Consider the following 25,680-nt stretch of genomic DNA (forward strand, 5'->3'; position numbering starts at 1 on the left):
CGAAAGAGGACGGCATGAACGTTCGCAGTCTCATCCTGGTCGTCGCGGCCCTGATCATCGCTGTTGTGACAGCGTTCATGGCGCGCGCCCTGATGTCGGGAAACGATCAGGCAAAACCAGCCCAGGTCACCAAGCAGGTCACGGAAAGCAAGATCCTGGTGGCGGCCCGCACCCTGACGGTTGGCCATATTCTCCAGGCGGAGGATATGAAGTGGCAGCCGTGGCCGGAAGACGCGATGCATGACGCCTACGTCAAGGAAGACAGCGCCTCCATCAACGACATGACCGGCAAGGTGCTGCGGAACGCGTTTCTCACGGGCCAGCCCCTGACCACCGATGCGATTATCAGCCCGAATGACCGCGGCTTCCTCGCGGCGGTGCTGTCGCCGGGAATGCGCGCGATCACCGTGTCCATTTCCGCAACCTCGGGCGTTGCCGGCTTCATCTTCCCCGGCGATCGTGTCGACCTCGTGATGACCCATCAGGTGGAGCGGGGCGACGCGCCCTCGCTCAACGTGTCTGAAACCGTGATGCGTAACGTGCGCGTTCTGGCCATCGATCAGGCGACAGCCAACGTGGCCAACCAGCCCAAGGTCGGTGGAACCGCCACGCTCGAGGTGACCCCGAAGCAGGTGGAAAAAATCAAGGTCATGCAGCGGGTGGGTGATCTGTCGCTCAGCCTGCGCCCGCTGGCCGACAACATGGACACGGTATCCGGTGATGAAATCCGCCCGGCCGAGCCGAGCGACCGCGCGCCCTCCTACACCACGGCGCGGGAAGTGACGCGCTTCACCAATGTCGGCCGGTCCTCGGGCGATGCGCCGCGCCGGAGCGGCAAAGTCGTGGTTGTCGTGCGCGGCAATACGGTCACCGAGATCGAGACTGGAGCAAAATAACATGCGTGCCAGCCGTTCGCTTCACACCGGCATCCTGGCCGCCCTTGCCTGGGGCGGGCTTGCCGCCGGCCTCACTCTGGGCGCGCCTGCCGCCGCGCGGGCCGCGTCCGTCCAGGACACCCAGGAATCGCTGAGCCTGGAGGTAAGCAAGGGTACGCTGATCCGCCTTGACCGGCCGACCAACGGCGTCTTCATCGCCAACCCCAAGATCGCCGATGTGCAGGTGCGCTCTCCGCACCTCATCTACGTGCTCGGCGTCAATCCCGGCGAGACCAGCTTCTACGCCATGGACGCCAAGGACCAGGTAATCTACTCGGCCAACGTCCATGTCTCGAGCAACATCGAGCAGGTCCGCAGCCTGCTGAAGGCCGCGATGCCTGAATCCAGCATCACGGCCGAGCCGTTCAACGGCATGATTATGCTCACCGGCACCGCCCCCACGCCCGAAGCCGTCGGCGAAGCCGAGAATCTGGTGAAGCAGCTGCTGGGCGAAAAGCAGGTGGTCATCAACAAGGTTCGCACCGCAACGCCGGTGCAGGTGAACCTGCAGGTGAAGATCGCCGAAGTCAGCCGCACGCTGCTTAAGGACCTGGGCATCAACGTCGCCACGCAGGATGGAACCGGCGGGTTTCTGTTCGGTCTCTGGCAGGGCCGCAGCAACGGCATCGAATTCAACAACGGCGTCGTGAAATTCACGATTCCGGAAGGCACCAACACCATCGGCATGGCAGGCAGGCTGTTCGGCATGAACGCCGCTGCGGCTATTGACGCGCTGGCCGAGGAAGGCCTCGTCACCGTGCTGGCCGAGCCGAACCTGACGGCGCTTTCGGGCGAGATGGCCAGCTTCCTGGCGGGCGGCGAATTTGCCATTCCCATGCCCGCCGAGGATGGCCGCGTGCTCATTGAATACAAGCAATACGGCGTCGGCCTCGCCTTCACGCCGACGGTGATGGCCGACAACCGCATCGCCCTTCGGGTGCGCCCCGAGGTGAGCGAGCTTTCGCAGGCCGGCGCCATCACGGTAAATGGCATCAGCGTGCCGGGCCTGACCACCCGCCGCGCCGAGACGACGGTCGAGCTGGGCTCGGGCCAGAGCTTCATGATCGCCGGCTTGCTTCGGAACACCACCGGCCAGAGCGTCAGCAAGCTGCCGGTGCTGGGCGACCTGCCCATTCTGGGCGCGCTGTTCCGCTCCGACAGCTTTCAGCGCAACGAGACGGAACTCGTCATCGTCGTCACGCCTTATCTGGTCAAGCCGATGAACGCCAAGGACGTCCATCTGCCGACGGACGGCTACAAGGCGCCGAGCGATCTGGAGCGCTGGCTGCTGGGCAAGTCCTTCGTCCAGTCCGCGCCGCCGGCAGCCGGCCAGCCCGCCGCCAGCGCGCCGGCCCAGCCGGAAGGCGCTGCCGCGCCTGGCTTCTCTTTCCAGGGGAACGCACAATGAGCCACGCGTCTGCCTTCAAACGCTCCCTGCTCGCCAGCTCGCTGCTGGGCATGGCCCTTGTCCTGTCCGCCTGCGGCACGCATCGCGGCAACGCCTCGATCAAGACGCCGACGGTCGCCTCCCAGGCCATCACCCGAGACATCGCCTTCGGCCCGGATCAGAAGATCCGCCCGGCGGATGCCGAGGCGCTGCGCGCCTTCCTCGCGAGCCTGCGCCTGGATTACGGCGCCCGCCTCACCCTGGATGATCCCCACCCGGAAGGCGCGGCCGCGCGCCGCGCCGCCGTTGCCTCCATTGTTGCCGCAAGCGGCGGCGTACTGACGAACGCGACGCCGCCGGCCAGCACCGACATGCCCGTTGGCACCGCGCGGCTGTGGGTCGAGCGCGCGCAGGCCATTGCGCCCGCCTGCCCGGACTGGAGCAGCAATCCGTCCTCCAACATGAGCGCTGCCACCCACAGCAACTTTGGCTGCGCGGTCAACAGCAACCTCTCGGCCATGGTGGCAGACCCCAGGGATCTGGCCAACGGCCGCGCCTACGAGGGGTCGAGCGCCTCTGACATTTCCAAGACCCAGGATGGCTGGCGTCAGCGGGAGCCCTCCGGCATCGGGAAGGCGCTGCCCAGCACCTCCCTTGGCAGCGGCGGCGGCAACTGATCGGCCTGGCAGCGGGAAACCTGAAAAATGAATGCACCCTGGTCATCGAACCAACGCTTCGCCAACGCCCAGCGCGACATCTTCGCCGCGTTCGTCTGCGATGATGCGACCGCCGAGGCGCTGAAGAACTCGGTGCTCGACATGGGTTGGGCGCCGGACAAAATTCACAAGGGTGGCCTTGCCAATGCGGTCCAGACCCTGTCCGTTTCGGCCTCGCCGCAGATTTTGCTGGTTGACCTGACGGACTGTCACGATCCGCTGAACGACATCAACGCGCTCGCCGAGGTGTGCGAGCCGGGCACCATTGTGGTAGCCATCGGCACCGTCAACGACGTACGGCTCTATCGCGAACTGCTTGGCTCCGGCATTCACGACTATCTGCTGAAGCCCATATCCGGCCCGGCCCTGCACGAGGCCCTGCACAACGCGCAGGCCGCGCTGCTTGCGCCGAAGGCCGCGCCCGACGAGGCGGAAAGCGCCAACAGCACCATCGCGGTCATCGGCGCGCGGGGTGGCGTCGGCGCGTCCACCGTCGCTGCCTCCCTCGCCTGGGCTGGCGCGGATACGCTGGGCCGTCGCACCGCCCTGCTCGATTTCGATATCCACTTTGGCGTCGGCGCCCTCGCGTTTGATCTCGAGCCAGGTCGCGGCCTTACCGATGCGCTGGAAAATCCGGCGCGCATCGACAGCCTGTTCATCGAACGGGCCATCGTAAAGGCCTCTGAAAATCTTGCCGTCCTGTCCGCCGAGGCGCCCATCAACGCGCCGCTGCTGACGGACGGCTCGGCCCTCCTGCATCTGCATGAGCAGGTGGCCCAGACGTACGAGACCATCGTCATGGATCTGCCGCGTCTGTTCGCCGTGCAAAATCCGCTGCTGGTGGCCGAGGCCGGGCACGTCATCATCGTCACCGACCTGACGCTGGCTGCGGCCCGCGATACGCTGCGGCTCATGGGTTTTCTGAGCACGCACGCGCCCACCGCCAAAGTCCATCTGGTCGCCAACAAGGTTCCGGCCCAGGGGCAGACCGAGGTCAGCCGCAAGGATTTCGAGGCCTCGGTCGAGAGCGCGATCGGCACGGTGCTTTCGCTCGATCCAAAGCTGGCCATCGCCGCTGCCCAGCAGGGCAAGAGCCTGGCCGAGGTCGCCAAGGGCGGCAAGACCGGCGCGGCGCTGATCGATCTTGCCCGCTCCATCATGGCCCCCGATGGCGGCGAGGAACCGAACAAGGCCCCGTTGTTTGCGAAGTTTAAAAACTTGAAATCCTTGCTTCCCGTCAAATCCCGTTGACGGACGATAGGGTTCGCGCATGAGACAGGTAGGTTTCGGACGACGCTCGACGCAAAGAGCTGAATTCGGACAGGCAAACGCAAAGCTTGATACGGCGCAGGGCGGCCCTGCCCGGCGCGCGCCTGCGGGCGCGGCCGAAGCGCCGGCGTCGGCTGCAACGCCGGCTACGTCTTCCTCGGAATCTGCGGCGCGCGGCGCGGTGGTCGACCAGCTGTTCGAGATCATCGCGCCGGATCTGCTCACCCTCTTTCCCGCGCTCGAATACAAGGATCGCGCCCGCACCGAACTGGTGATGGCGATTCAGGATCGCGTGCAGGAAACCGCCCGCGCCAACGGCATCGATCTCAACGAGATGGAAACCCGTGATGCGGTCACGGTTCTGCTCAACGAGCTGGTCTACGCTTACAAGGCGCTCGATACTGCCGATAGCCAGCGCAGCAGCGGTCGCAGCCAGAACACCGTCGCCACCGCCAAGGACAAGATCCAGCCGCTCCTGATGGAGCACATCGACGCCAGCGCGATCAACGAGCTGCCGCGTGACGAAGTGGCCGATCAGGTGTCGGATATCGTCACCGAACTGCTGCTCCAGCAACGCATCAACCTGAACAAGAACGAACAGCGCGAGCTTGTCACGCTCATGCTGAACGACATGTTCGGTCTGGGGCCGCTCGAGCCGCTGCTGGCGGATGAAGCCATCACCGATATCATGGTGAACGGCGCCAACCAGATTTACGTTGAGCGCAAGGGCAAGCTGGAACTCACCGACGTGAAGTTCCGCGATGAAGCGCACCTGCTCAACGTCGCCCAGCGCATCGTGGCGGCGGTCGGCCGGCGTGTCGATGAAAGCTCGCCGATCTGCGACGCGCGCCTTGCCGATGGCAGCCGCGTCAACGTTATCGCCCCGCCGCTCGCCATCGACGGCACGTCCATCTCGATCCGTAAATTCTCCAAGAAGAAAATTACGCTCGATATGATGGCAAGCCAGGGCAACATCAGCCCGAAGATGGCCCAGTTGCTCAAAATCGCGGGCCGCTGCCGGCTCAACATCATCATCTCGGGCGGCACGGGCTCGGGTAAGACGACCATGCTGAACGCCGTCTCCCGCAACATCGACCCCGGCGAGCGTATCGTCACCATCGAGGACGCGGCGGAACTTCAGCTCCAGCAGCCGCACGTGGTGCGCCTGGAAACCCGCCCGCCGAACCTTGAAGGCAAGGGCGAGGTCACCATGCGCGGCCTCGTGAAGAACGCCCTGCGTATGCGCCCGGATCGCATCATCCTGGGCGAGGTTCGCGGCGGCGAGGCCATCGACCTGTTGCAGGCCATGAACACCGGCCACGACGGCTCGCTCGGCACGCTGCACGCCAACCGCCCGCGCGAGGCTCTCACCCGCCTTGAGAACATGGTCAACATGGCGGGCCTCAACCTGCCGCCCAAGGCCATTCGCGAGCAGATCGCCAGCGCAGTGAACATGATTATCCAGGTCAGCCGCATGCGCGACGGCGTGCGCCGCATCTCGCACATCACCGAGGTGGTGGGCATGGAAGGCGATGTCATCACCACGCAGGACCTTTACACCTTCCAGTTCACCGGCGAGGACGAGACCGGCCGCCTCAAGGGCGATTTCGTCTCCTCGGGTCTACGTCCGGCCTTCTATGACCGGGCCGAATACTATGGCCTCGGCCGCGCCCTGATGGACTGCCTATGATCCGCCTTCAGCCAGCAGGACAGCCCTGATGTCGCCGATGATGCTCCTTCTATTTCTGGTGAGCAGCGTCCTGATGCTGGCATTGCTGGCGCTTGCCTTCCTGACGGCGCCCAATCCGCAGAAGAAGGCGGCCAAGCGGCTGGACAAAATCAAGGTCCGCTTCGCTTCCAGCCGGGAAAGCGCAGCCAAGGCCCAGATGCGCCGCATCCTCGCCATGCAGCAGGAAACGCGGCTGGATCAGGTCTTTCACAATTTCCTGCCGCGCCCGGCCGAACTGAGGGCGCGCCTCAACCGCACGGGCCGCAACATCAGCCTCGGGCAATATGGCGCCATCTGCGGCGGCGTCCTCCTCTGCGTTACGCTGATAGGCGTTGTCCTTGGCTTGCCGTTTCTCCTCAGCCTGCTGCTCGGGCTCTTTATCGGGCTTGGCCTGCCCCATGCCGTCGTGGGCATATTGGTCAACAAGCGCATCCAGAAATTCGTCACCATTTTTCCGGACGCCATCGACCTTCTGGTGCGAAGCCTGCGTTCGGGCCTTCCGATCACCGAAGCGCTGGCCATTGCCGGCAGGGAAATTCCTGATCCCGTCGGCATCGAGTTCCGCACCGTCGCCGACAAAATCAAGATCGGCCAGACCATGGATCAGGCGCTGAACGACGTGGCCCGGCGCATCCCGACGCCTGAGTTTCAGTTCTTCGTCATCACGCTTGCCATCCAGCGCGAAACCGGCGGCAACCTGGCCGAAACGCTGGACAACCTCTCTGACGTGCTCCGCAAGCGCATGCAGATGAAGCTGAAGATCAAGGCCATGTCGTCCGAAGCCAAGGCCAGCGCCTACATCGTGGGCTTCCTGCCCTTCGCCGTGTTCGGATTGATCTGGATGGTGAACAGCAAATACCTCGCCGGGTTTTTCAGCGATCCCCGCCTCATCGTTGCAGGCGTCGGCGGCCTCCTGTGGATGAGCCTCGGCGGCTTCATCATGTACAAGATGGTCAATTTCAAGGTGTAAGGGCAGCGCAGTGGAACCCAACTCCCTCAACCTCCCTTTCGGCCTTGATCCGCTCGACCTCGCCACCATCCTGGCGGGCGTCGCCGCCTTCATGGTGCTACTTGCCATCTGGGCCGCCACCACCGTCCGCGATCCCATGCGCGAGCGCATCAAGGCGTTGCAGGAACGCCGCGCGCAGCTGCGCGCCGGTCTTGCCGCGCCGCGCCGTCGCAGCGCCCTCATCAGCAAGGCCGATGCCACGGCAACGATGAGCCAGATCCTGAACAAGCTGAAAATCCTTCAGGACGAGCAGACCAAACAGGCCGCCGAGCGCCTGTCCCAGGCAGGCTGGCGCGCCAAGGAATCCGTGGTCATCTACCAGTTCGCCCGGCTGGTCGCCCCGATCCTCGGCGGCATCATCGCTCTCATTCTGCTCTATGGCGTCGGCGTCATGGCGGACAAGAGCACCAACATGAAGCTGATGGTTCTCATCGGCGCGGTGCTGGCGGGCTACAAGCTGCCGGACCTGCTCGTCACCAATGCCGTGCAAAAGCGCTCCGAGGCCATTCGTCTCGCCCTGCCCGATGCGCTCGACCTGCTCGTCATCTGCGCCGAGGCTGGTCTTACGCTGGATGCCGCCTTCTCCCGCGTCTCCCGCGAACTCGGCATGGCCTACCCGGAATTGGCGGACGAATTCAGCCTCACCTCCATCGAGCTCGGCTTCCTGCAGGAACGGCGGCAGGCGCTGGAGAACCTCTCGAAGCGCGTGGACCTTCAACCCATGCGCGGCGTGGTGACAACGCTCATCCAGACCGAAAAATACGGCACGCCGCTGGCCTCTTCCTTGCGCGTGCTCTCCGCCGAATTCCGCAACGAGCGCATGATGCGCGCCGAGGAAAAGGCCGCGCGCCTGCCCGCCGTCATGACCGTGCCGCTCATCCTCTTCATCCTGCCGACCCTCTTCGTCGTCATCATGGGCCCGGCCGCCTGCTCCATCTCGGACTCGCTGGCGAAGTAAGGAACGCAAGGGGTCTTACCCCTTGCGCCCCCATTCGTTTTATCGGGCGTGCGCGATAACAGGCGCGCCCCTCCTGCAAAAAACCTACTCCGCCACCCCGTCCACAACACCCGCCTCGGCCAGCGCGCGGATGTCATCCGCGCTCAGTCCCAGTTCCGAGAGCACCTTGCGGCTGTGCTGACCAACCGTAGGCGGCGCGTTGCCGTATTCGATGGGCGTGCCGGAGAGTTTGATCGGGTTGGCAGCGGTTCGCACCGTGCCGGAGAGCGGGTGGTCCAGCGCCACCGTCAGGCCGCGTGCCTTGGCCTGCTCGCTTTCGAACGCCTCGGCGACGGACGCGACCCTGCCGCACGGAATGCCCGCCGCATCCAGCGCCGCCAGCCAGTGGCCCGCGTCCTCCCGTTTCAATTCAGCCTCGATCAGCGCCACCAGTTCCGCCCTGTGCGCGACGCGGGCCCGGTTGGTGGCATAGCGTTCATCCTGCGCCCATTCAGGCTTGCCCAGAATGCGCGCGAAGCGGCGGAACTGCTCATCATTGCCCACGGCGACAATGATGCGACCATCCTTTGTGGGAAGATCTTGATAGGGCACGATGTTGGGGTGGGCATTGCCCATGAGGCCCGGCACCACGCCGCCCACCAGATAGTTGGTCGCCTGGTTGGCCAGCCAGCCCAGTTGCACATCGAACAGCGCCATGTCGATGTGCTGCCCCTCGCCCGTGCGGTGGCGGGCCTGAAGCGCGGCGAGAATGGCGACGACGGAATAAAGCCCGGTCGTCAGGTCCGTCACCGCCACGCCCACCTTGGTCGGGCCGCTCTCGGGCGTGCCGGTAATGCTCATCAGGCCTGCCATGCCCTGGATGAGAAAATCATAGCCCGGCCGGTTGGCGTTCGGCCCGTTCTGGCCGAACCCGGTGATGGAACAATAGATGAGGCGCGGGTTGATTTTCCGCAACGTCTCGTAATCCAGCCCGTATTTTGCCAGCCCGCCTGTCTTGAAATTCTCCAGAAGCACGTCGCTCTCTGCGGCGAGCTTGCGGATAATCTCCTGCCCTTTGGGGTGCGTAATATCCAGCGCCAGCGAGCGCTTGCCCCGGTTGGCGCAGAGATAATAGGCGCTCTCGCGCGTCGGGTTGCCCTCCTGGTCCTTCAGGAACGGCGGGCCCCAGCCGCGCGTGTCGTCCCCCGCTTTGGGGCGCTCCACCTTGATGACATCCGCGCCGAGATCGGCGAGGATCTGCCCCGCCCACGGCCCTGCCAGCACGCGCGACAGATCCAGCACCCTAATTCCCGCCAACGCACCCGCCACGGCTTATCCCCCTTGCTCGAAATTGATTTCAGCGGACCGGAAAATTCGGCCGCCGTTTTTCGGAAAAGGCCTGCACGCCCTCGCGCAGGTCCGGCCCGTCGAAGGCATCGAAAAACTGCGCGATCGTTTCCTCATCGTCATCCACCGCGCCGTCCAGAATGCGCTGCACGATTTTCTTGGTGGAGCGGATGGCATGCTGCGAGTTGGCCGCGATGCTGTGCGCCAATGCCAGCGCCGCATCCCGCAGTTCTTCCCGTGTCGCCAGCACATCCACCAGCCCCATGTCCCGCGCCTCCTCGGCACTGAACAGCGCACCGGTGTAGAGAATCCATTTCGCCCGCGCAGGCCCCACCAGATCGACCAGCAGCTTGGTGTCGTGCAGGCTGTAAACCAGCCCCAGCTTCGCAGGCGTGATGCCCAGCCGCGCCGTCTCTGCCGCCACGCGCAGATCACACGCAATCGCCAGCCCGCAGCCGCCGCCCACGCACACCCCGTCGATCGCCGCGATGGTGGGCTTCGTCAGCCGCGCCAGCGTCGTCTGCGTCTCGCGGATCGCCGCCTGGTTGCGCCGCCGCCATTCGACATCGGACGCCTTGGCGGCAAACTCCTCGATGTCCGCCCCCGCGCAAAACGCCTCTGGCGACGAGGAGGCAAGAATGAGCACCTTGGCGCGCGGGTCGGCCTCCACCTGCCGCAGCAGGCCGGGCATGGCCTCCCACATCTCATGGTTCAGGGCATTCTTCTTCTCGGGCCGATTCAACACCAGCCACGCCACATCGCCCTCGATGCTCAGGTCCATCACGCTCATGGCCGCCCCGTCCGGTTCCGCTGTCCCCGGCATAGCCGGTTTTGGTTTGTTTTTGCAGATTTTTGCAGGAGGGGCTTACCCCTCCTGCACCTCCCGTTCGTTTGTTCGGGCACATCCTTCATCAAGGCCACGGCCCAATGAATCCATAAGAAAAGGGCCGCACCCGTCACCACGCGCACGGCCCTTTGAAAGGAATTGGGGGTCGCGAGGGGGAACGCGTTCCCCTGCGTCAAACCACCCTTAAGCAGCCGCCTTTGCTGGAGCCTTTTCCCAGGCTTCCCACAGCTCGGCCTCGCGCTTGCGGGCAACCGGCAGGCTCGCCGCCTTCACCGGGCCGAAGCCGCGGATCTGGTCCGGCACGGAAGCGATGGCGACAGCCAGCTCCAGCCGCTCGGCCGTGAGGCCCGCCAGCAGCTTGTCGACGGTGGCGAAGTAGTCCTCCACCAGCTGGCGTTCAGTCTTACGCTCCTCGGTGTAGCCGAAGATGTCGAGCGCGGTGCCGCGCAGGCCCTTCAGCTTGGCCAGCAGCTTGAACGCGCTGAACATCCAGCCGCCGAACTCCATTTTCTTCGGGCGGCCGGTTGCCGGATCGTGCTTTGCCAGCAGCGGCGGCGAGAGGTGGAGCTTCAACGCCTTGTGGCTGCCGAACTGGGCCTTGAGGGCCTGCTCGAACCGGCCGTCGGTATAGAGGCGCGCAACCTCATACTCGTCCTTGTAGGCCATCAGCTTGTAGGCGTTGCGGGCGACAGCCAGCGCCAGCTTTTCCGAGCCCGGTGCAATCCGGCTTTCGGCCGCCGCCACCTTCTCGACCAAGCTGCGGTAGCGCTCGGCATAGGCGGCGTTCTGGTAGGCGGTCAGGTCCGCAACCCGCTTGGCGACCACTTCGGCCAGCGTCTTGGCGACCGGCTCGGCGACGGGGCCGCGCGCGGCCTCGATGAGCGCCGATACCCGCGCCGGGTCGTGCGCCAGCAACCGGCCGAGCGCAAACGCCCGCTGGTTGAAGCTGACCGCGACGCCGTTGAGCTTGATGGCCGCATCGATGCTGTCCAGCGCCAGCGGCACCCGGCCCTTCTGCCAGGCATAGCCCAGCATCATCATGTTGGTGGCGATGGCATCGCCCATGACGGCGGTTGCGATCTTCTCTGCCGCCACGAAATCGGTGGCGTCCGGCTTCGTGGCGTTGCGGATGGAGCGCTCCACCTGCCCGTGCTTGAAGTCGAAGTCCCGGTTCCGCACGAAGTCGGCGATCGGCTGGATGGCGCTGTTCACCACCGCCGTGGTGCGGTCCGTGCTCACAAGGTCCTGGATGACCGCGCTGGAGGCCACCACCGCGTCGCAGGCCAAGAGTAGGTCGGTGCCGCCGGTGATGATGCGCGGGCTGAGCAGATGCTCGTTGCTCGCGCCCAGCCGCACCTGGGCATAGACCGCGCCGCCCTTCTGGGCGAGGCCCGCCATGTCGGCCGTGGTCGAGGCCTTGCCCTCGAGGTGCGCCGCCATGCCGAGAATGGCCGAGATGGTGAGCACGCCCGTGCCGCCGATGCCGGTGACGACCACATTATAGTCTTCCGACAGAACGCCGACGTTCGGCATGGGCACGCCGCTGGCGAAGTCCGTCTCCTTCGGCAGCGATGGCGTTGCGATCTTCGCGCCCTCCACCGTCACGAACGAGGGGCAGAAGCCCTTCACGCAGGAGAAGTCCTTGTTGCAGCTGGACTGGTTGATGGTCCGCTTGCGGCCGAACTCGGTCTCCAGCGGCTCCACCGACACGCAGTTGGACTGCACCGAGCAGTCGCCGCAGCCCTCGCACACGGCGGCGTTGATGATGACCCGCTTGTCCGGGTCGGGGAACTGGCCCTTCTTCCGGCGGCGCCGCTTCTCGGCGGCGCAGGTCTGATCGTAGACGATGACCGTGCAGCCCGGAATTTCGCGGAATTCCTTCTGGATGCGGTCCAGCTCCGAGCGGGGCAGCAGATCAACGCCCTCAGGGAACTTGATGCTGTCGTACCGGCTCATGTCCTCGGTGAGAACGACGATTCTTTTCACGTTCTCGCCGATGAGCTGCTGGATCAGCTCAGGAATGGTCAGCTCGCCGTCCACATGCTGGCCGCCGGTCATGGCCACCGCATCGTTGTAGAGCAGCTTGTAGGTGATGTTCACCCCCGCCGCCACCGACTGGCGGATGGCGAGAATGCCCGAATGGAAGTAGGTGCCATCACCCAGGTTGCAGAAGACGTGCTTTTCGTTGGTGAACGGGGCTTCGCCCATCCACGTCACGCCCTCGCCGCCCATGTGGGTGAAGGTATCGGTGTTCCGGTCCATCCACAGCGACATGATGTGGCAGCCGATGCCGGCGAACGCCCGGCTGCCCTCCGGCACCTTGGTCGAGGTGTTGTGCGGGCAGCCCGAGCAGAAGTAGGGCTTGCGGGCGATCGGCGCGGCATAGCCCTTCTTGGCGGCCGCGCGGGCGGCAAAGACTTCCAGCTTCGCCTTGATCCGGTCGGTCGTGTGGAAGCGGGCGATGCGCGAGGCGATCACGTGGGCGATCTCACCCAGGCTCAGCTCGTTGTCCGGGTGGAGCAGCCACTGGCCGTTCTCGTCGTACTTGCCGACGACGCGCGGGCGCACCTTTTCGTCCCAGTTGTAGAGCTGCCACTTGATCTGGTGTTCGAGGAACTCGCGCTTCTCCTCGATGACGAGCACCTCTTCCAGCCCTTCGCAGAACTGGCGCATGCCATCCGGCTCCAGCGGCCAGGGCATGCCGACCTTGTAGAGGCGAATGCCGATATCGGCGGCCACCGCTTCGTCGATGCCCAGCTCTTCGAGCGCCTGGAGCGTATCCGCATAGGCCTTGCCGGCCGAGACGATGCCGAGCCGGGGCTTCGGGCTGTCCCAGATCACCTTGTCGATCTTGTTGGCCTTGGCGAAGGCCTGGGCCGCGAAGCCCTTGTAGAGCTGGAGGCGCGAGTCCTCCTCGCGCCAGATGTCGCCCAAGCGGATGTGCAGGCCGCCTTCGGGCATCTCGAACTCTGGAATGACGATCTCGCGCCATTCGTTCTCCAGATCGACCGTGGCGGCGGTTTCCACCGTGTCCGCCGTCGCCTTGAAGCCGACCCAGCAGCCCGAGAAGCGGGACATGGCGAGCCCAAGCAGGCCATATTCCACATACTCGTGCACGCTTGCCGGATACAGGAACGGCATGAACGCCGCCTGGAAGTTGTGGTCCGACTGGTGTGGCAGCGTCGAGGACTTGGCGCCGTGGTCATCGCCCACGATCGCCAGCACGCCGCCATGGGGCGAGGTGCCGGCCGCGTTGGCGTGCTTCAGCACGTCCATTGAGCGGTCGAGACCCGGCCCCTTGCCGTACCAGATGCCGAACACGCCATCGACCTTGGCGCCAGGCCTGAGGCCGACCTGCTGGCTGCCCCAGACGGCCGTGGCCGCCAGGTCCTCGTTGATGCCGGACTTGAACACGATGTTGCGCTCGTCCAGCAGCTTCTTGGCGCGCCAGAGTTCCTGGTCATAGTTGCCAAGCGGCGATCCCCGGTAGCCGGAGATAAAACCGCCCGTGTTCAGGCCCGCCGCCTTGTCGCGGGCAGCCTGAACCATTGGCAGGCGCACGAGGGCCTGCAATCCGCTGATAAAAACTCGGCCACGCTCCTTGATGTATTTGTCGTCAAGCGTGACGCGAGGATCCAAGAGGGCCATGCCTCACTCTCCATCCCCAAATTCTGTCAGCTATACTGACCTACTTTGAAATAAATGGAAAGGGGGTCATCTCGCACTGCAGCATAAATCGGAGGAAAGACGTTAAGAAAAAAGTGCGAAGGATTTGACCTCTGCCGTCGTAACCGAAATTGTATAATATCTTTGGGACGGTGGGTTTCCCTTGGTTTCCCTTTCTGACGGATCGAGTTCTATGTGGCGCCGAGCGATAGCTGTTTTTTCACTAGCCCTTATGACCTCCGCCTGCGGCGGCGAGAGCGGAGCGCCATCAGAAAAGGGCAGTGCGCGGCGCGCCGAGCAGCCTGCGACCGTGATCGCCAAGCCGGCGACCATGCGCCGCTTTGTTGATGCCATCGAGGCGGTCGGCACCGCCAATGCGCGCGAATCGGTCGTCATCTCGGCCAACGTCACCGAGCGGGTAAAGGCCCTGCACTTCCACGACGGGCAGGCGGTGAAGAAGGGCCAGATACTGGCCGAGCTGTCCCTGTCGGAGGAAACCGCCGATCTGGCCGAGGCCCAGGCCCGCCTCAAGGAAGCCCAGCTGCAGCTTGAGCGCGTCCAGCAGCTGGCCGAGCGCGGCTATGCCACCCGCGCCAACCTCGACCAGCGTATCGCCGAGCGCGATGCCGCCGAAGCCACCATGCAGAGCATCCAGGCCCGTATCGATGATCGCATCATCCGCGCGCCCTTCTCCGGCATCGCCGGCCTGCGGAACGTGTCGCCAGGCATCATCGTGACCGCCGGCACACCGCTGGTGGAGATCAGCGACATCTCGACCATCAAGCTCGATTTCACCATTCCCGAGGCCTACCTCAGCCAGGTGGACGTGGGCCAGCAGGTGCAGGCCCGCGTTTCGGCCTTTAACAACCAGCTGTTCACTGGCCGGATCACCGCCATCGACCCGCAGGTCGACCCCGTGACCCGCTCGGCCAGCGTGCGGGCTCTCATCGACAACCCGGATCTGAAGCTGAAGCCCGGCATGCTGATGACTGTCGGCATCATCCGCGAGCAGCGCGACGCCCTGGCCGTGCCGGAGCTGGCCGTCGTCGGCGAGGGCCGCGAGAAGTATGTCTATACCGTCAACGAGGACGGCCGCACCGTCTCGCGCACCCGCGTCCTGACCGGCGAGCGCCAGCCGGGCTATGTGGAGGTCACCGCCGGTCTCCAGCCGGGCGATCTGGTGGTGTCCGAGGGCGTGGTGAAGCTGCGCGACGGGTCTCCCATCAAGCTCCTCAAGTCGGCGAGCAACGAGCCCAAGACCGCCGAACGCGAGACCTCCAGGAGCTAACGGATGCGTTTTTCCGACATTGCTGTCCGCCGCCCTGTGTTCGCGGCGGTGCTGAGCCTGCTGATTATCGCGTTCGGCATCATTTCGTTCACGCGGCTGCCGCTGCGCGAATATCCCAACATCGACATTCCCGTCGTCTCGGTGGACACGAACTACACCGGCGCGGCGGCGGAGGTCATCGAGAGCCGCATCACCCAGCTGATCGAGGGGCAGATCTCCGGCGTCGAGGGCGTGAAGTCGATCAGTTCCGCCAGCCGGGACGGCCGCTCCGACATCACCATCGAGTTCGACATCTCGCGAAACATCGACGACGCCGCCAACGACGTGCGCGACCGCGTCTCCCGCGTTCTCGACAACCTGCCGGAGGAGGCTGATCCACCCGAGGTCAACAAGGTGGACACGGACGCCCAGCCCATCATCTTCCTCAGCCTGACCAGCAACAAGCACAGCCTCCTTGAGCTGGCGGACTACGCCGAGCGCTATCTGGTGGATCGCTTCAGCGCCACCAACGGCGTTGCGCGCGTGCAGGTCTACGGCAGCAGCCGCCCGGCCTTGCGGATCTGGCTCAACCGGGAACGCCTGGCCGCCTATCAGCTGACCACGGCGGACGTCGAGAGGGCGCTTCGCACGCAGAACGTCGAGCTGCCGGCCGGCCGCATCGAGTCGACCGAGCAGAACCTCACCCTTCGTATCAACCGGCCCTACGTGACGCCGGAGGACTTCACCAAGCTCATCATCGGGCGCGGCGCCAACGGCTATCTGGTCCGCATGGGCGACATCGCCCAGGTCGAGCTGGGGCAGGAAAACCCCTACACCTTCTACCACAACAGCGGAAAACCGGCCGTTGGCCTTGCCATCGTGCGGCAGTCCAACGCCAACACGGTGGAAGTGGCCGAGGCCATTCGCAACCTGGTGCCGGAAGTCGCCCGCACCCTGCCGGACGGCATGTCGCTGTTCGTCAACTACGACACGTCGGTCTTCATCAGCGAGTCCATCAGCAAGGTCTATCACACCCTCGGCGAGGCCGCCGTTCTCGTGGTGGTGGTGATCTTCCTGTTCCTGGGGTCGATGCGCGCCACCCTGATGCCGGCCGTGGCCGTGCCCATCAGCCTCACCGGCGCGTTCATCCTCCTGGCCGCGCTGGGCTATTCGCTCAACCTGCTCACCCTGCTCGCGCTGGTGCTGGCGATCGGCCTTGTGGTCGATGACGCCATCGTGGTGCTGGAGAACGTCTATCACCGCATTGAGAAGGGCGAGCCCCCGCTCCTTGCCGCCTACAACGGCGCGGGACAAGTCAGCTTCGCCGTCATCGCCTCTACCGTCGTCGTCATGGCGGTGTTCGTGCCGGTGCTGTTCCTGGGCGGCAACGTTGGCCGCCTGTTCCGCGAGCTGGCGGCGGCCATGATCGGCGCGGTGGGCGTCTCGCTCATCGTCTCGCTGACGCTGACGCCGATGATGTGCTCCAAGATGCTCAAGGGCAACGTGAAGCCCAACCGCTTCAACCGGAAGGTGGACGAGTATCTCAACCGCCTGGGCGCGGCCTACCGCCGCTCGCTCGACCGGATCCTCGACCGGTGGGTCCTGATGGGGCTGGCCTGCGTTGCCGTGTTCGGTCTCACCATCTTCGGCCTTATGACGCTCAAGAGCGAGCTGGCGCCGGAAGAGGACACCGGCATGGCCCGCGTCACGATCGTCGGCCCGGAAGGCATGGGCTTCGATGCCCTCATCGACTCCACGCTGGAGTTGGAAAAGCGGCTGATGGAGTTTGTTGGCGGCGACAAGCCGGTCGAGCGCTTCATCGTCCGCGCGCCGAGCCGCTTCGGCTCCAGCGGCGACTTCACCAGCGCCTCGGCCTCGCTCGTTCTCAAGGATTGGGGCAACCGCGACATCCGCACCCAGGACGTCATCCAGCAGCTGCAGGCGAGGCTGGACGACATGCCCAACGTGCGCGCCTTCGCCAACCAGAACAGCTCTCTGGGCGGTGGCCGGGGCCGCCCCATCTCGTTCGTCATCAGCGGCTCGTCCTTCGAGGAACTGGCGCGGGCGCGCGACGCGATCATCGCGGCGGCGGCCACCTACCCCGGCATCCAGGGCCTGGATTCCGACTACAAGGAAACCAAGCCGCAGATGCAGGTGCACATCAACACCACCCGCGCCGCGGACCTGGGCGTGCCGGTCGCGGACATCGGCGCCACGCTGGAGACCATGATGGGCTCCCGCCGCGTCACCACCTACATCGACCGCGGCGAGGAGTATTACGTGGTCCTCCAGGCCCAGCGGGAGCACCGCCTCTCGCCATCGGACCTGGAGAACATGTACGTGCGCTCCACCACCACGCAGAAGCTGATCCCGCTCTCCAACCTCGTCAGCCTCGACGAGTTCGCGGACGCGGGCACGCTCGGCCGCTACAACCGGCTGCGCGCGATCACGCTCGAGGGCAACGTCGGCCCCGGCTTCTCGCTGGGCGAGGCGCTGTCGTTCCTGGAGAACGAGGCCCTCAAGCACCCCGAGGTCGTCGCCATCGGCTACAAGGGCGAGTCGCGGGAGTTCAAGGAGGCCGGCTCGGCCCTCATCTTCGCCCTCATCTTCGCCATCGTCGTCATCTATCTGGTGCTGGCGGCCCAGTTCGAGAGCTTCATCCACCCCATCGTCATCATCCTCACGGTGCCGCTGGCGGTGGGAGGCGCGGCGCTCGGCCTGCACCTGCTCGGGGCAACGCTGAACATCTTCAGTCAGGTGGGCATCGTCATGCTGGTGGGCCTTGCCACCAAGAACGGCATTCTGATCGTGGAGTTCGCCAACCAGCTGCGCGACGAAGGCCATTCCATCCGCAACGCCATCCTCAGCGCGTCGGAGCGCCGCCTGCGCCCGATCCTGATGACCTCCATCGCCACGGTTGCCGGCGCGGTGCCGCTGGTCATCATGGGCGGCGCGGGCGCAGCCTCGCGCCAGTCCATCGGCACGGTGATCGTGTTCGGCGTGTCGCTGTCCACCGTCCTCAGCCTCTATGTCATCCCGGTCATCTACAACCGGCTGGCGCGCTACACCCGCTCGCCCGAGGCGGTGACGCGGGATCTGGAGGCCCAGATGGCAAGCCAGACGGTCACGGCAGAAGCCGCCGAATAGTCCCTCGGCCCAACAGGGGGACGGAGAAACCAGAGCCGCCGCGGGGCCTTCCTCGCGGCGGCTTTGCTATAAGAAACAGGCCCTGCCCCACTTTTCCCGATGCCAAGCCTTGTGCGCGCCGCCCGAGACCTCTACCTCAGGCGTAATGGCGCGGGAGACGGTTCGCCGTTTCGCGCCCGGTTTGTGCCCAGCTGGCAAGGATGAGGGAGCCACATGCAGACTGACAACCGCCTGTTCGATGATCTGTCGCGGGTTGCCACCGGCGCCGTCGGCGCGCTGGCGGGCATGAAGCGCGAGATCGAGGCCCTCGTGCGCCAGCGCGTGGAACGCGTGGTGGGCGGCCTTGATCTGGTCAGCCGCGACGAGTTCGAGGCGACACGGGCCATGGCCGAGCGCGCCCGCACGGAAAACGAGGAGCTGAAGGCCCGCGTCGCGGCGCTGGAAGCGGCCCTCAGGGGTCAGTCTTCTCCCCAGGCCCCTGCCTCGGAAAACGGCTCCGAATCGCCGACCGGGACCATTTAACCCCAGGTTTGTCCACAAGATTCTGCGGTCTGGCTGCCTACCACGCCTTGCGGATACCCATGGTCCGTGAGACTATTTCTAGCGTCTGGAGCCACGGCTCCACTTTTGTCGATGTCAGGAGACACCATGACTGCGCTCGAGTTGGACGATGTCGGTGCGTCGTACGCTGACCCGCTGTCGGTACTCGAATACTGCTGCTCGGAGCGGGACTGGGCCTACGAACGCGATAACAACGACGAGTTGATCGTTGCGGCTCCTGGCAGCTGGAACGCCTATCAGCTCCGCGCCTTCTGGCACCGGGACGACCAGGTGATCCAGCTGGCGTGCATGCTCGACATCCGCGTGCCGGATGCCAAGCGCGCCGCCATCTACGAAACCCTGGGCCTCATCAACGAGCGGCTGTGGCTGGGGCACTTCGAGATGTGGGCGCAGGATGGCAGCATCCTGTTCCGCCACGCCATCGTGATGGACGACGACGGCAGCAACCTGTCCTCGTCCCAGGCGCACACCATCCTTGAGTCCATCGTGGGTGAGTGCGAGCGTTACTACCCGGTCTTCCAGTTCGTCCTGTGGGCGGGCAAGCGCCCGTCCGAGGCGATGGAGGCTGCTCTTTTGGACCCCCAAGGCGAAGCGTGAGTGGCGAAGTAGAATGAGTATTGAGTTCACGGCGGATCGTCCGCTGCTTCTGGTTGGTTGCGGCAACATGGGCGGGGCCCTGTTCCGGGGCTGGATTGCCGCCGGCATTTCCCCCAAGGCCATCAGGGTCATCGAGCCGTCCGGCGTCGACCGCCCCGTGGCGTATGGCGCGGAACCGGCCAACGTCTTCACCGAGGTGCCGCAGGGCGGCCCCGTGCCGCGCGCCATCCTGATGGCGGTCAAGCCGCAGATGATGGGCAAGGTTCTCCCCACTCTCCGCCCGCTGATCGGCGAGGATACGCTGGTCATCTCCGTCGCGGCGGGCACCACCCTCAAGCGGATGGAAGAGCTGACCGGCGGGCACCCGCGACTCATCCGCGCCATGCCCAACACGCCGGCAGCGGTTGGCCGGGGCGCGACGGTCATCGTCGCCCGCCCGGAAGTTACGCCGGACGAACGGGCGCTCACCAAGAACCTGCTCTCGGCGGTCGGCTCGGCCTATGAGGTTGAGGAAGAAGCGCTCATCGACGCGGTGACCGCCCTTTCCGGCTCCGGCCCGGCCTATGTTTTCCACCTGATGGAATGCATGGCGGCGGCGGGCGCGAAGCTCGGCCTGCCCCCGGCATTGGCACTGGATCTGGCCCGTGATACGGTTGCCGGAGCAGGAGAGCTGGCCAAACGCTCGCAGGACGACCCCTCGACGTTGCGTGTCCAGGTCACCAGCCCCAATGGCACCACCGCCGCCGGGCTGAGCATCTTGATGAGCGAGCAAGGACTGGCTCCCCTGATCCAGGCAACCTTGACGGCTGCGTACAACCGCAGCCGGGAGCTCGGACAGGACACATGACCTCAGAACCCCTGGCTGATCTTGATCGCTGCCTTGATGCTTTCATGGCCGTGATCGAGCGGCAGGGCTGGCGAGACACCACATTGGAAACCGTTGCTGCCGAGGCGGGGATACCCGTCTGGCAGCTGGTGATGACGGCCGGAAATCGCTTCGACATGCTGGCGAAGTTCGGCCGCCGCGCAGACATCGCCGCCCTGCGCTCCGTGAACATGGCCGATGCCGGCCCCAGCACGCGCGACCGCCTTTTCGATCTCATCATGGCGCGGTTTGACGCCCACCAGCCCTACAAGGGCGCGGTCAGAAACCTGGCAAACGCCTCCTATACCGATCCCGGCCTTGCCGCCTTCTTCGCCTGCCAGCTGCCGCGCTCCCTCGGCGTGATCGCAGATGCGGCAGGCATGAACACCAGCGGCCTTGCCGGCATGGCTCGGGTGCAGGGACTGACGTGCCTCTACCTCTCCGTCACCCGCACCTGGCTGCAGGACGACACGCCCGACATGTCGCGCACCATGGCGGCGCTCGATCAGGCGCTCAGCCGCGCCGAGCGCTGGTGCAACCGCATGGGCTGGCAGTCCTCGCGCCAGAGCGGCCCCGCGGCGGGTCCCTCTCCGGTCGCCTGACGGCAAAGCGCTGGATAGGTTTTTGTTTCGCAGGAGGGACTTAGCCCCTCCTGCCCTCTCATTCGTTTGATCGGAACGCGCCCTGCATGCATTGGGCAACCGGTTGAAACTCAAAGGGCCGCACATCGGTTTGGCCGGGTGCGTCCCTGAAACGGATGGGGGATGCGTCCCCCTTGTAATTATCTGAAAATTAAACTGCCCTACCGCATCAGGTCCTGAACGGTCGCCTGCTGGTCCGCCTCGATGAGGCCCATCAGCACGGCCCAGAAGCCCGCCACCGCCTGCGGCCCGGCCTGCCCATAGGCCTGGGCCATGCGGTCCCGAATGGCCGCAAAGGTTTCCCGCTCCAGCTCGGCGCCCGTTTCGGTGAGATAAAGGAGGCGCTGGCGCTTGTCGTGGTGGCCGACAGACGACACCACATACCCCTTGTTCTGCAGATCAGAGAGCACCCGACTCAGGCTCTGCTTGGTGATGCAGAGCAGCTTCAGCAATTCCGATACCGAAAGACCGGGCCTCCGGCCGATGAAATAAAGCGCCCGGTGGTGCGCCCGGCCGAAACCATGCTTCTCCAAAAGCGCATCAGGACCCTTTGTGAAATCCCTGTAACCGAAGTACAGCAGCTCAATCCCGCGGCGAAGCTCAGCCTCACGCAGGAACAGGGGAGAAGCAAGGGAATTTGCGTCAGCCATGTTGACTTATATCGCTTAGAATGTTACCGAACACAACCCCCCACGTAGAAGAATATTAGAATTTATAGCCACCAAGAGAGGTTCCATGTCCGAGCGTCCTTTTCATGACCGCGACGGCTTTATCTGGTTCGACGGTCAGCTGGTCCCGCACCGCGAGGCCACGGTGCATGTCCTGACCCATGCGATGCACTACGGCTCGTCGGTCTTCGAAGGACAGCGGGCATACGACGGCAAGATCTTCAAGCTGGAAGCACACACCGCCCGCCTGCGGACCTCGGCCAATATGCTCGGCTTCGACATTCCGTACACGGACGCAGAGATTAACGCCGCCTGCTATGAACTGATGAAGGCCAATGGCCTTACCAACTGCTACATCCGCCCGGTCGCCTGGCGCGGGTCTGAGCAGATGGGGATTTCGGCGCAGAAGACGAAAATCCACGTCGCCATCGCCGCATGGGAATGGCCGTCCTACTACTCCATGGAAGAGCGGCTGAAGGGGCTGAAGCTGGACATCGCCCGCTATCGCCGCCCGGCCCCCTACACCGCGCCGAGCGCCGCCAAGGCCGCCGGCCTTTACATGATCTGCACCGTCTCCAAGCACGCCGCCGAGGAGAAGGGCTGCGCCGATGCGATGATGATGGACTACCGGGGCCGGGTGGCCGAGGCCACCAGCGCCAACATCTTCTTCGTGAAGGACGGCGCGATCCACACGCCGGAGCCGGACTGCTTCCTCAACGGCCTCACCCGCCAGACCGTGATCGAGCTGGCCCGCAAGCGCGGCATCACCGTCAACGAGCGCGCCATCTGGCCGGAAGAGCTGTCTGACTTCGAGGAATGCTTCCTCACCGGCACCGCCGCCGAGGTCTCGCCCGTGTCCCAGATCGGCCCGTGGCACTTCACGGTCGGCGAAATCACCCGCCAGCTGCTGACGGATTACGACAATCTGGTCTGGGGCCGCCTGACCAACGCCGCCTGATCGGCCCCACCGGCCAATTTCAAGACTCCCCCGGATGGCCCGCCCGTCCGGGGGGATTTGTTTTTCTCCGCCCCGCCCTTCACCAGGGGCACGGTCTTCCCCGCTTCCAAAAGCCAATTGGAACCCAGCCAGCACCTTGACCTTGCAGCCGAATTGGTCTGTCCTCGGCGTGGAGTTGCTTGCCTGGAGGAGTGCTTCATGATTAGGCGTGCCACCCCTGAGGACCGGGATGCCATCTGGGCCATTCTGGAGCCGGTGATCCGGGCAGGCGAAACCTACGCGCTCGACCGCGACATGAGCCGGGAAGATGCCCTCGCCTACTGGCTGTCGCCCGGCCATCACGCCCTTGTGCTGGAGGAGGACGGACAGATCCTCGGCACCTACTACCTGCGGACCAACCAGGCCGGCGGCGGCCGGCACGTGTGCAATTGCGGCTACATGACCTCGCCCGCCGCCCGCGGCCGGGGCGTTGCGCGGCGCATGTGCGAGCACTCCCTGAAGCTTGCCCGCGACCTCGGCTACCGCGCCATGCAGTTCAACTTCGTCATCAGCACCAACGAAACTGCCGTGCGCCTGTGGCAAAGCCTCGGCTTTGAAATCGTGGGCCGCCTGCCCGGCGCATTCGAGCACCCGCACCTCGGCTTCGTCGATGCGCTGGTGTTCTATCAGGACCTCACCCAACCCGCCTGACGCATCATCGCCGTCCCTTCAGCATCTGGAATGGCCCCACAAGCCCCGTAAAGGCCTCTTACAGCGCCAAAACAGACCTGCCCGCTACCACCATAGCCGCCATAGGCGAAAACCTCTGTACGGGCGTTTTAGACCTATTAGCGGCGATTTTAGTTTATGTTAAATTTCAGAGAAGGATTTAAGGGGGACTCGGTCCCCCTTAAGATCCCATCCCCCATTCGTTTTATCGGACGCATCCTTCATCAAGGACACGGCCCAAAAACGATTGGGAGGTTGCCAGGAGGGGGAACCCTTGAGTTTGTGCACCTCCGCGCACGGGGCCCCTTCCTGCAACAAGATACCCCCTACCCGTGCGCCAGTGCCGCCAGCAGCAGCAGGGCGACGATGTTGGTGATCTTGATCATCGGGTTGACGGCGGGCCCGGCGGTATCCTTGTAGGGATCGCCCACCGTATCGCCGGTCACGGCGGCCTTGTGGGCATCGGAGCCCTTGCCGCCGTGGTGGCCGTCCTCGATGAACTTCTTGGCATTGTCCCACGCGCCGCCGCCCGAGGTCATGGAGATGGCGACGAACAGCCCGCCGACGATGACGCCGAGCAGCAGCGCGCCGAGCGCCGCAAAACCCTGCGCCTGCCCGGCCACCGCCGAGATGACGTAGTAGACGACGATCGGGGCCAGCACCGGCAGGAGGCTGGGCAGGATCATCTCCTTGATCGCCGCCTTGGTGACGAGGTCGACCGTGCGGGCATAATCGGGCTTGGCGGTGCCCGCCATGATGCCGGGGTTGTCGCGGAACTGGGTCCGCACCTCCTCGACCACGGAGCCCGCCGCGCGGCCGACGGCAGTCATGCCGAGCGCGCCGAACAGGTAGGGCAGCAGCGCGCCGAGCAACAGGCCGACAACCACGAACGGGTTGGAGAGCGAGAAGTCGATGGTCAGCTCTCCAAAGAACGTGCGAAGGTCAGCGGCATAGGCCCCGAACAGCACCAGCGCCGCCAGCCCTGCCGAGCCGATGGCATAGCCCTTGGTGACGGCCTTGGTGGTGTTGCCAACGGCGTCCAGCGCGTCGGTGTTCTTGCGGACATCCTTGTCGAGCCCCGCCATCTCGGCGATGCCGCCCGCGTTGTCCGTCACCGGGCCGTAGGCGTCGAGCGCCACCACCGTCCCCGCCAGGGCCAGCATGGCCGTCGCGCCGAAGCCGATGCCCATCACGCCCGCCAGGCTGTAGGTGAAGATCATGCCCGCGCAGATGACGATGGTCGGCAGGGCCGTCGCCTCCAGGCTCACCGCCAGCCCCTGGATGATATTGGTGCCGTGGCCGGTCACCGACGCCGTGGCGATGGACTGCACCGGCCGGAAATTGGTTCCGGTATAGTATTCGGTGATCCACACCAGGAGCGCGGTTACCGCCAGCCCGACGAGGCTGCAGATGAACAGGTCCTGGGCCGTGAAGGTCATGCCGCCTGCGGTGATCGCACCGCCGCCCGGCCCCACCACGTAGGGGATGAGGAACCAGAAGCCGACAGCCGCAAGAATGGCCGACACCCAGAAGCCCTTGTAGAGCGCCCCCATGATGTTGAGCGACTTGCCGAGCCTCACGAAGAAGGTGCCGATGATTGAGGTGAGAATGCACAGGCCGCCCATGGCCAGCGGCAGCACCATAAGGTTGCTGAGCAGGGCGGAGTCCTGGTCCGCGCCGAACAGCAGGGCGGAGAGCACCATGGTCGCGCCGATGGTCACGACGTAGGTCTCGAACAGGTCGGCCGCCATTCCGGCGCAATCGCCCACGTTGTCGCCCACGTTGTCGGCGATCACCGCCGGGTTGCGCGGGTCGTCCTCTGGAATGCCGGCTTCCACCTTGCCGACGAGGTCCGCGCCCACGTCCGCCGCCTTGGTGAAGATGCCCCCGCCCAGCCGCGCGAAGATGGAGATGAGCGAGGCGCCGAAGCCCAACGCCACCAGGGCGTCGATGACCACCCGGTCATTGACGGCGTGGCCCAGCATCCGGGTCAGCACGAAGAAGTAGACCGCGATGGCCAGGAGCGCGAGCCCCACCACCAGAAGGCCGGTGACGGCCCCGGCGCGGAACGAGAGCGTCAGCCCCTGCTGGAGCCCATGACGGGCGGCCTCGGCGGTACGGACATTGGCCCGGACCGAAACGTTCATGCCGATGAACCCGGCCAGTCCCGAGCAGATGGCGCCCAAAACGAACCCCACCGCCGGATAGAGGCCCAGCGTGAAGAAGATGACCCCCGCAACGATCACGCCCACCAGGGCGATGGTGGTATACTGCCGGGTGAGGTAAGCCCTCGCCCCTTCCTGAATGGCAGCCGCGATCTGCTGCATCTTCTCGGAGCCCGCCGGGGCCCCCAGAACCGAACGGGCCGCCAGCACGCCGTAGAGCAGCGCGATGATCCCGCATCCGATAGACGCATAGAGTATGTC

20 protein-coding genes are annotated in these 25,680 nt (G+C 65.1%); 15 read left to right on the top strand and 5 right to left on the bottom strand.

Annotation, left to right across the window (positions count from 1 at the left end; genetic code table 11):
* The first annotated feature begins 14 nt into the window (after positions 1–14).
* Genes cpaB through L0C21_RS09220 form a run of 7 tightly spaced genes read left to right on the top strand, consistent with a single transcriptional unit; the run spans position 15 to position 8,003 of the window.
* On the top strand, positions 15–896 hold the full coding sequence (cpaB, locus tag L0C21_RS09190; RefSeq protein WP_259278066.1) for a Flp pilus assembly protein CpaB: 882 nt from the start codon (positions 15–17) through the stop codon (positions 894–896).
* 1 nt (position 897) lies between these two features.
* Positions 898–2,343 carry a type II and III secretion system protein family protein gene (locus tag L0C21_RS09195; protein ID WP_259278067.1) on the top strand — a complete coding sequence of 482 codons (1,446 nt, stop codon included), beginning with the start codon at positions 898–900 and terminating at the stop codon, positions 2,341–2,343.
* Positions 2,340–2,999, top strand: coding sequence for a CpaD family pilus assembly lipoprotein (locus L0C21_RS09200; RefSeq protein WP_259278068.1), 660 nt, complete (start codon positions 2,340–2,342; stop codon positions 2,997–2,999). The genes L0C21_RS09195 and L0C21_RS09200 overlap by 4 nt, the downstream gene beginning before the upstream one ends.
* A gap of 27 nt (positions 3,000–3,026) precedes the next feature.
* Positions 3,027–4,289 (top strand): P-loop NTPase family protein, encoded by a 1,263-nt coding sequence (locus L0C21_RS09205; RefSeq protein ID WP_259278069.1) that lies wholly within the window; start codon positions 3,027–3,029, stop codon positions 4,287–4,289.
* Between the two features lie 19 nt (positions 4,290–4,308).
* A complete protein-coding gene (locus tag L0C21_RS09210) occupies positions 4,309–5,997 on the top strand; it encodes a TadA family conjugal transfer-associated ATPase (RefSeq protein ID WP_259278070.1) in 1,689 nt (562 codons plus the stop codon).
* A 28-nt stretch (positions 5,998–6,025) separates the two neighbouring features.
* The gene (locus L0C21_RS09215) at positions 6,026–7,006 is read left to right on the top strand and encodes a type II secretion system F family protein (protein WP_259278071.1); all 981 of its coding nucleotides are present in this window, start codon (positions 6,026–6,028) and stop codon (positions 7,004–7,006) included.
* A gap of 10 nt (positions 7,007–7,016) precedes the next feature.
* Positions 7,017–8,003 carry a type II secretion system F family protein gene (locus L0C21_RS09220; protein ID WP_259278072.1) on the top strand — a complete coding sequence of 329 codons (987 nt, stop codon included), beginning with the start codon at positions 7,017–7,019 and terminating at the stop codon, positions 8,001–8,003.
* Positions 8,004–8,087: 84 nt separating this feature from the next.
* On the opposite strand, the gene L0C21_RS09225 is transcribed toward L0C21_RS09220, so the two are convergent.
* From L0C21_RS09225 to L0C21_RS09235, 3 genes are all read right to left on the bottom strand, one after another.
* The gene (locus L0C21_RS09225; RefSeq protein WP_259278073.1) at positions 8,088–9,311 is read right to left on the bottom strand and encodes a CaiB/BaiF CoA transferase family protein; all 1,224 of its coding nucleotides are present in this window, start codon (positions 9,309–9,311) and stop codon (positions 8,088–8,090) included.
* Between the two features lie 28 nt (positions 9,312–9,339).
* The gene (locus L0C21_RS09230) at positions 9,340–10,119 is read right to left on the bottom strand and encodes an enoyl-CoA hydratase/isomerase family protein (RefSeq protein WP_374940230.1); all 780 of its coding nucleotides are present in this window, start codon (positions 10,117–10,119) and stop codon (positions 9,340–9,342) included.
* A 240-nt stretch (positions 10,120–10,359) separates the two neighbouring features.
* Entirely contained in the window at positions 10,360–13,824 is a 3,465-nt protein-coding gene (locus L0C21_RS09235; protein ID WP_259278074.1) for an indolepyruvate ferredoxin oxidoreductase family protein, read from the bottom strand.
* A gap of 328 nt (positions 13,825–14,152) precedes the next feature.
* Between L0C21_RS09235 and L0C21_RS09240 the strand changes: the two genes are divergently transcribed.
* From L0C21_RS09240 to L0C21_RS09265, 6 genes are all read left to right on the top strand, one after another.
* Positions 14,153–15,130 carry an efflux RND transporter periplasmic adaptor subunit gene (locus L0C21_RS09240; RefSeq protein ID WP_259278075.1) on the top strand — a complete coding sequence of 326 codons (978 nt, stop codon included), beginning with the start codon at positions 14,153–14,155 and terminating at the stop codon, positions 15,128–15,130.
* 3 nt (positions 15,131–15,133) lie between these two features.
* Positions 15,134–18,256 (top strand): efflux RND transporter permease subunit, encoded by a 3,123-nt coding sequence (locus L0C21_RS09245; RefSeq protein ID WP_259278076.1) that lies wholly within the window; start codon positions 15,134–15,136, stop codon positions 18,254–18,256.
* A 213-nt stretch (positions 18,257–18,469) separates the two neighbouring features.
* Positions 18,470–18,778, top strand: coding sequence for an accessory factor UbiK family protein (locus L0C21_RS09250; RefSeq protein ID WP_259278077.1), 309 nt, complete (start codon positions 18,470–18,472; stop codon positions 18,776–18,778).
* 126 nt (positions 18,779–18,904) lie between these two features.
* A complete protein-coding gene (locus L0C21_RS09255; protein WP_259278078.1) occupies positions 18,905–19,414 on the top strand; it encodes a type III secretion system chaperone family protein in 510 nt (169 codons plus the stop codon).
* Positions 19,415–19,427: 13 nt separating this feature from the next.
* On the top strand, positions 19,428–20,261 hold the full coding sequence (gene proC, locus L0C21_RS09260) for a pyrroline-5-carboxylate reductase (protein WP_259278079.1): 834 nt from the start codon (positions 19,428–19,430) through the stop codon (positions 20,259–20,261).
* Entirely contained in the window at positions 20,258–20,881 is a 624-nt protein-coding gene (locus L0C21_RS09265; RefSeq protein ID WP_259278080.1) for a hypothetical protein, read from the top strand. Before proC ends, L0C21_RS09265 begins: the two co-directional genes overlap by 4 nt.
* 200 nt (positions 20,882–21,081) lie before the next feature.
* On the opposite strand, the gene L0C21_RS09270 is transcribed toward L0C21_RS09265, so the two are convergent.
* Positions 21,082–21,570, bottom strand: a complete 489-nt coding sequence (locus L0C21_RS09270) for a MarR family winged helix-turn-helix transcriptional regulator (RefSeq protein WP_259278081.1) — start codon at positions 21,568–21,570, stop codon at positions 21,082–21,084.
* A gap of 85 nt (positions 21,571–21,655) precedes the next feature.
* On the opposite strand from L0C21_RS09270, the gene L0C21_RS09275 reads away from it, so the two are divergent.
* Both L0C21_RS09275 and L0C21_RS09280 read left to right on the top strand, forming a co-directional pair.
* On the top strand, positions 21,656–22,546 hold the full coding sequence (locus L0C21_RS09275) for a branched-chain amino acid aminotransferase (RefSeq protein WP_259278082.1): 891 nt from the start codon (positions 21,656–21,658) through the stop codon (positions 22,544–22,546).
* A gap of 198 nt (positions 22,547–22,744) precedes the next feature.
* Positions 22,745–23,236 (top strand): GNAT family N-acetyltransferase, encoded by a 492-nt coding sequence (locus L0C21_RS09280; protein ID WP_259278083.1) that lies wholly within the window; start codon positions 22,745–22,747, stop codon positions 23,234–23,236.
* 344 nt (positions 23,237–23,580) lie between these two features.
* Here the strand turns inward: L0C21_RS09280 and L0C21_RS09285 are convergent, their stop codons facing one another.
* On the bottom strand, positions 23,581–25,677 hold the full coding sequence (locus L0C21_RS09285) for a sodium-translocating pyrophosphatase (RefSeq protein WP_374940256.1): 2,097 nt from the start codon (positions 25,675–25,677) through the stop codon (positions 23,581–23,583).
* Positions 25,678–25,680 lie beyond the last annotated feature (3 nt).

It is taken from the genome of Pedomonas mirosovicensis, from assembly GCF_022569295.1.
GTDB classification, from domain to species: domain Bacteria; phylum Pseudomonadota; class Alphaproteobacteria; order Sphingomonadales; family Sphingomonadaceae; genus Pedomonas; species Pedomonas mirosovicensis.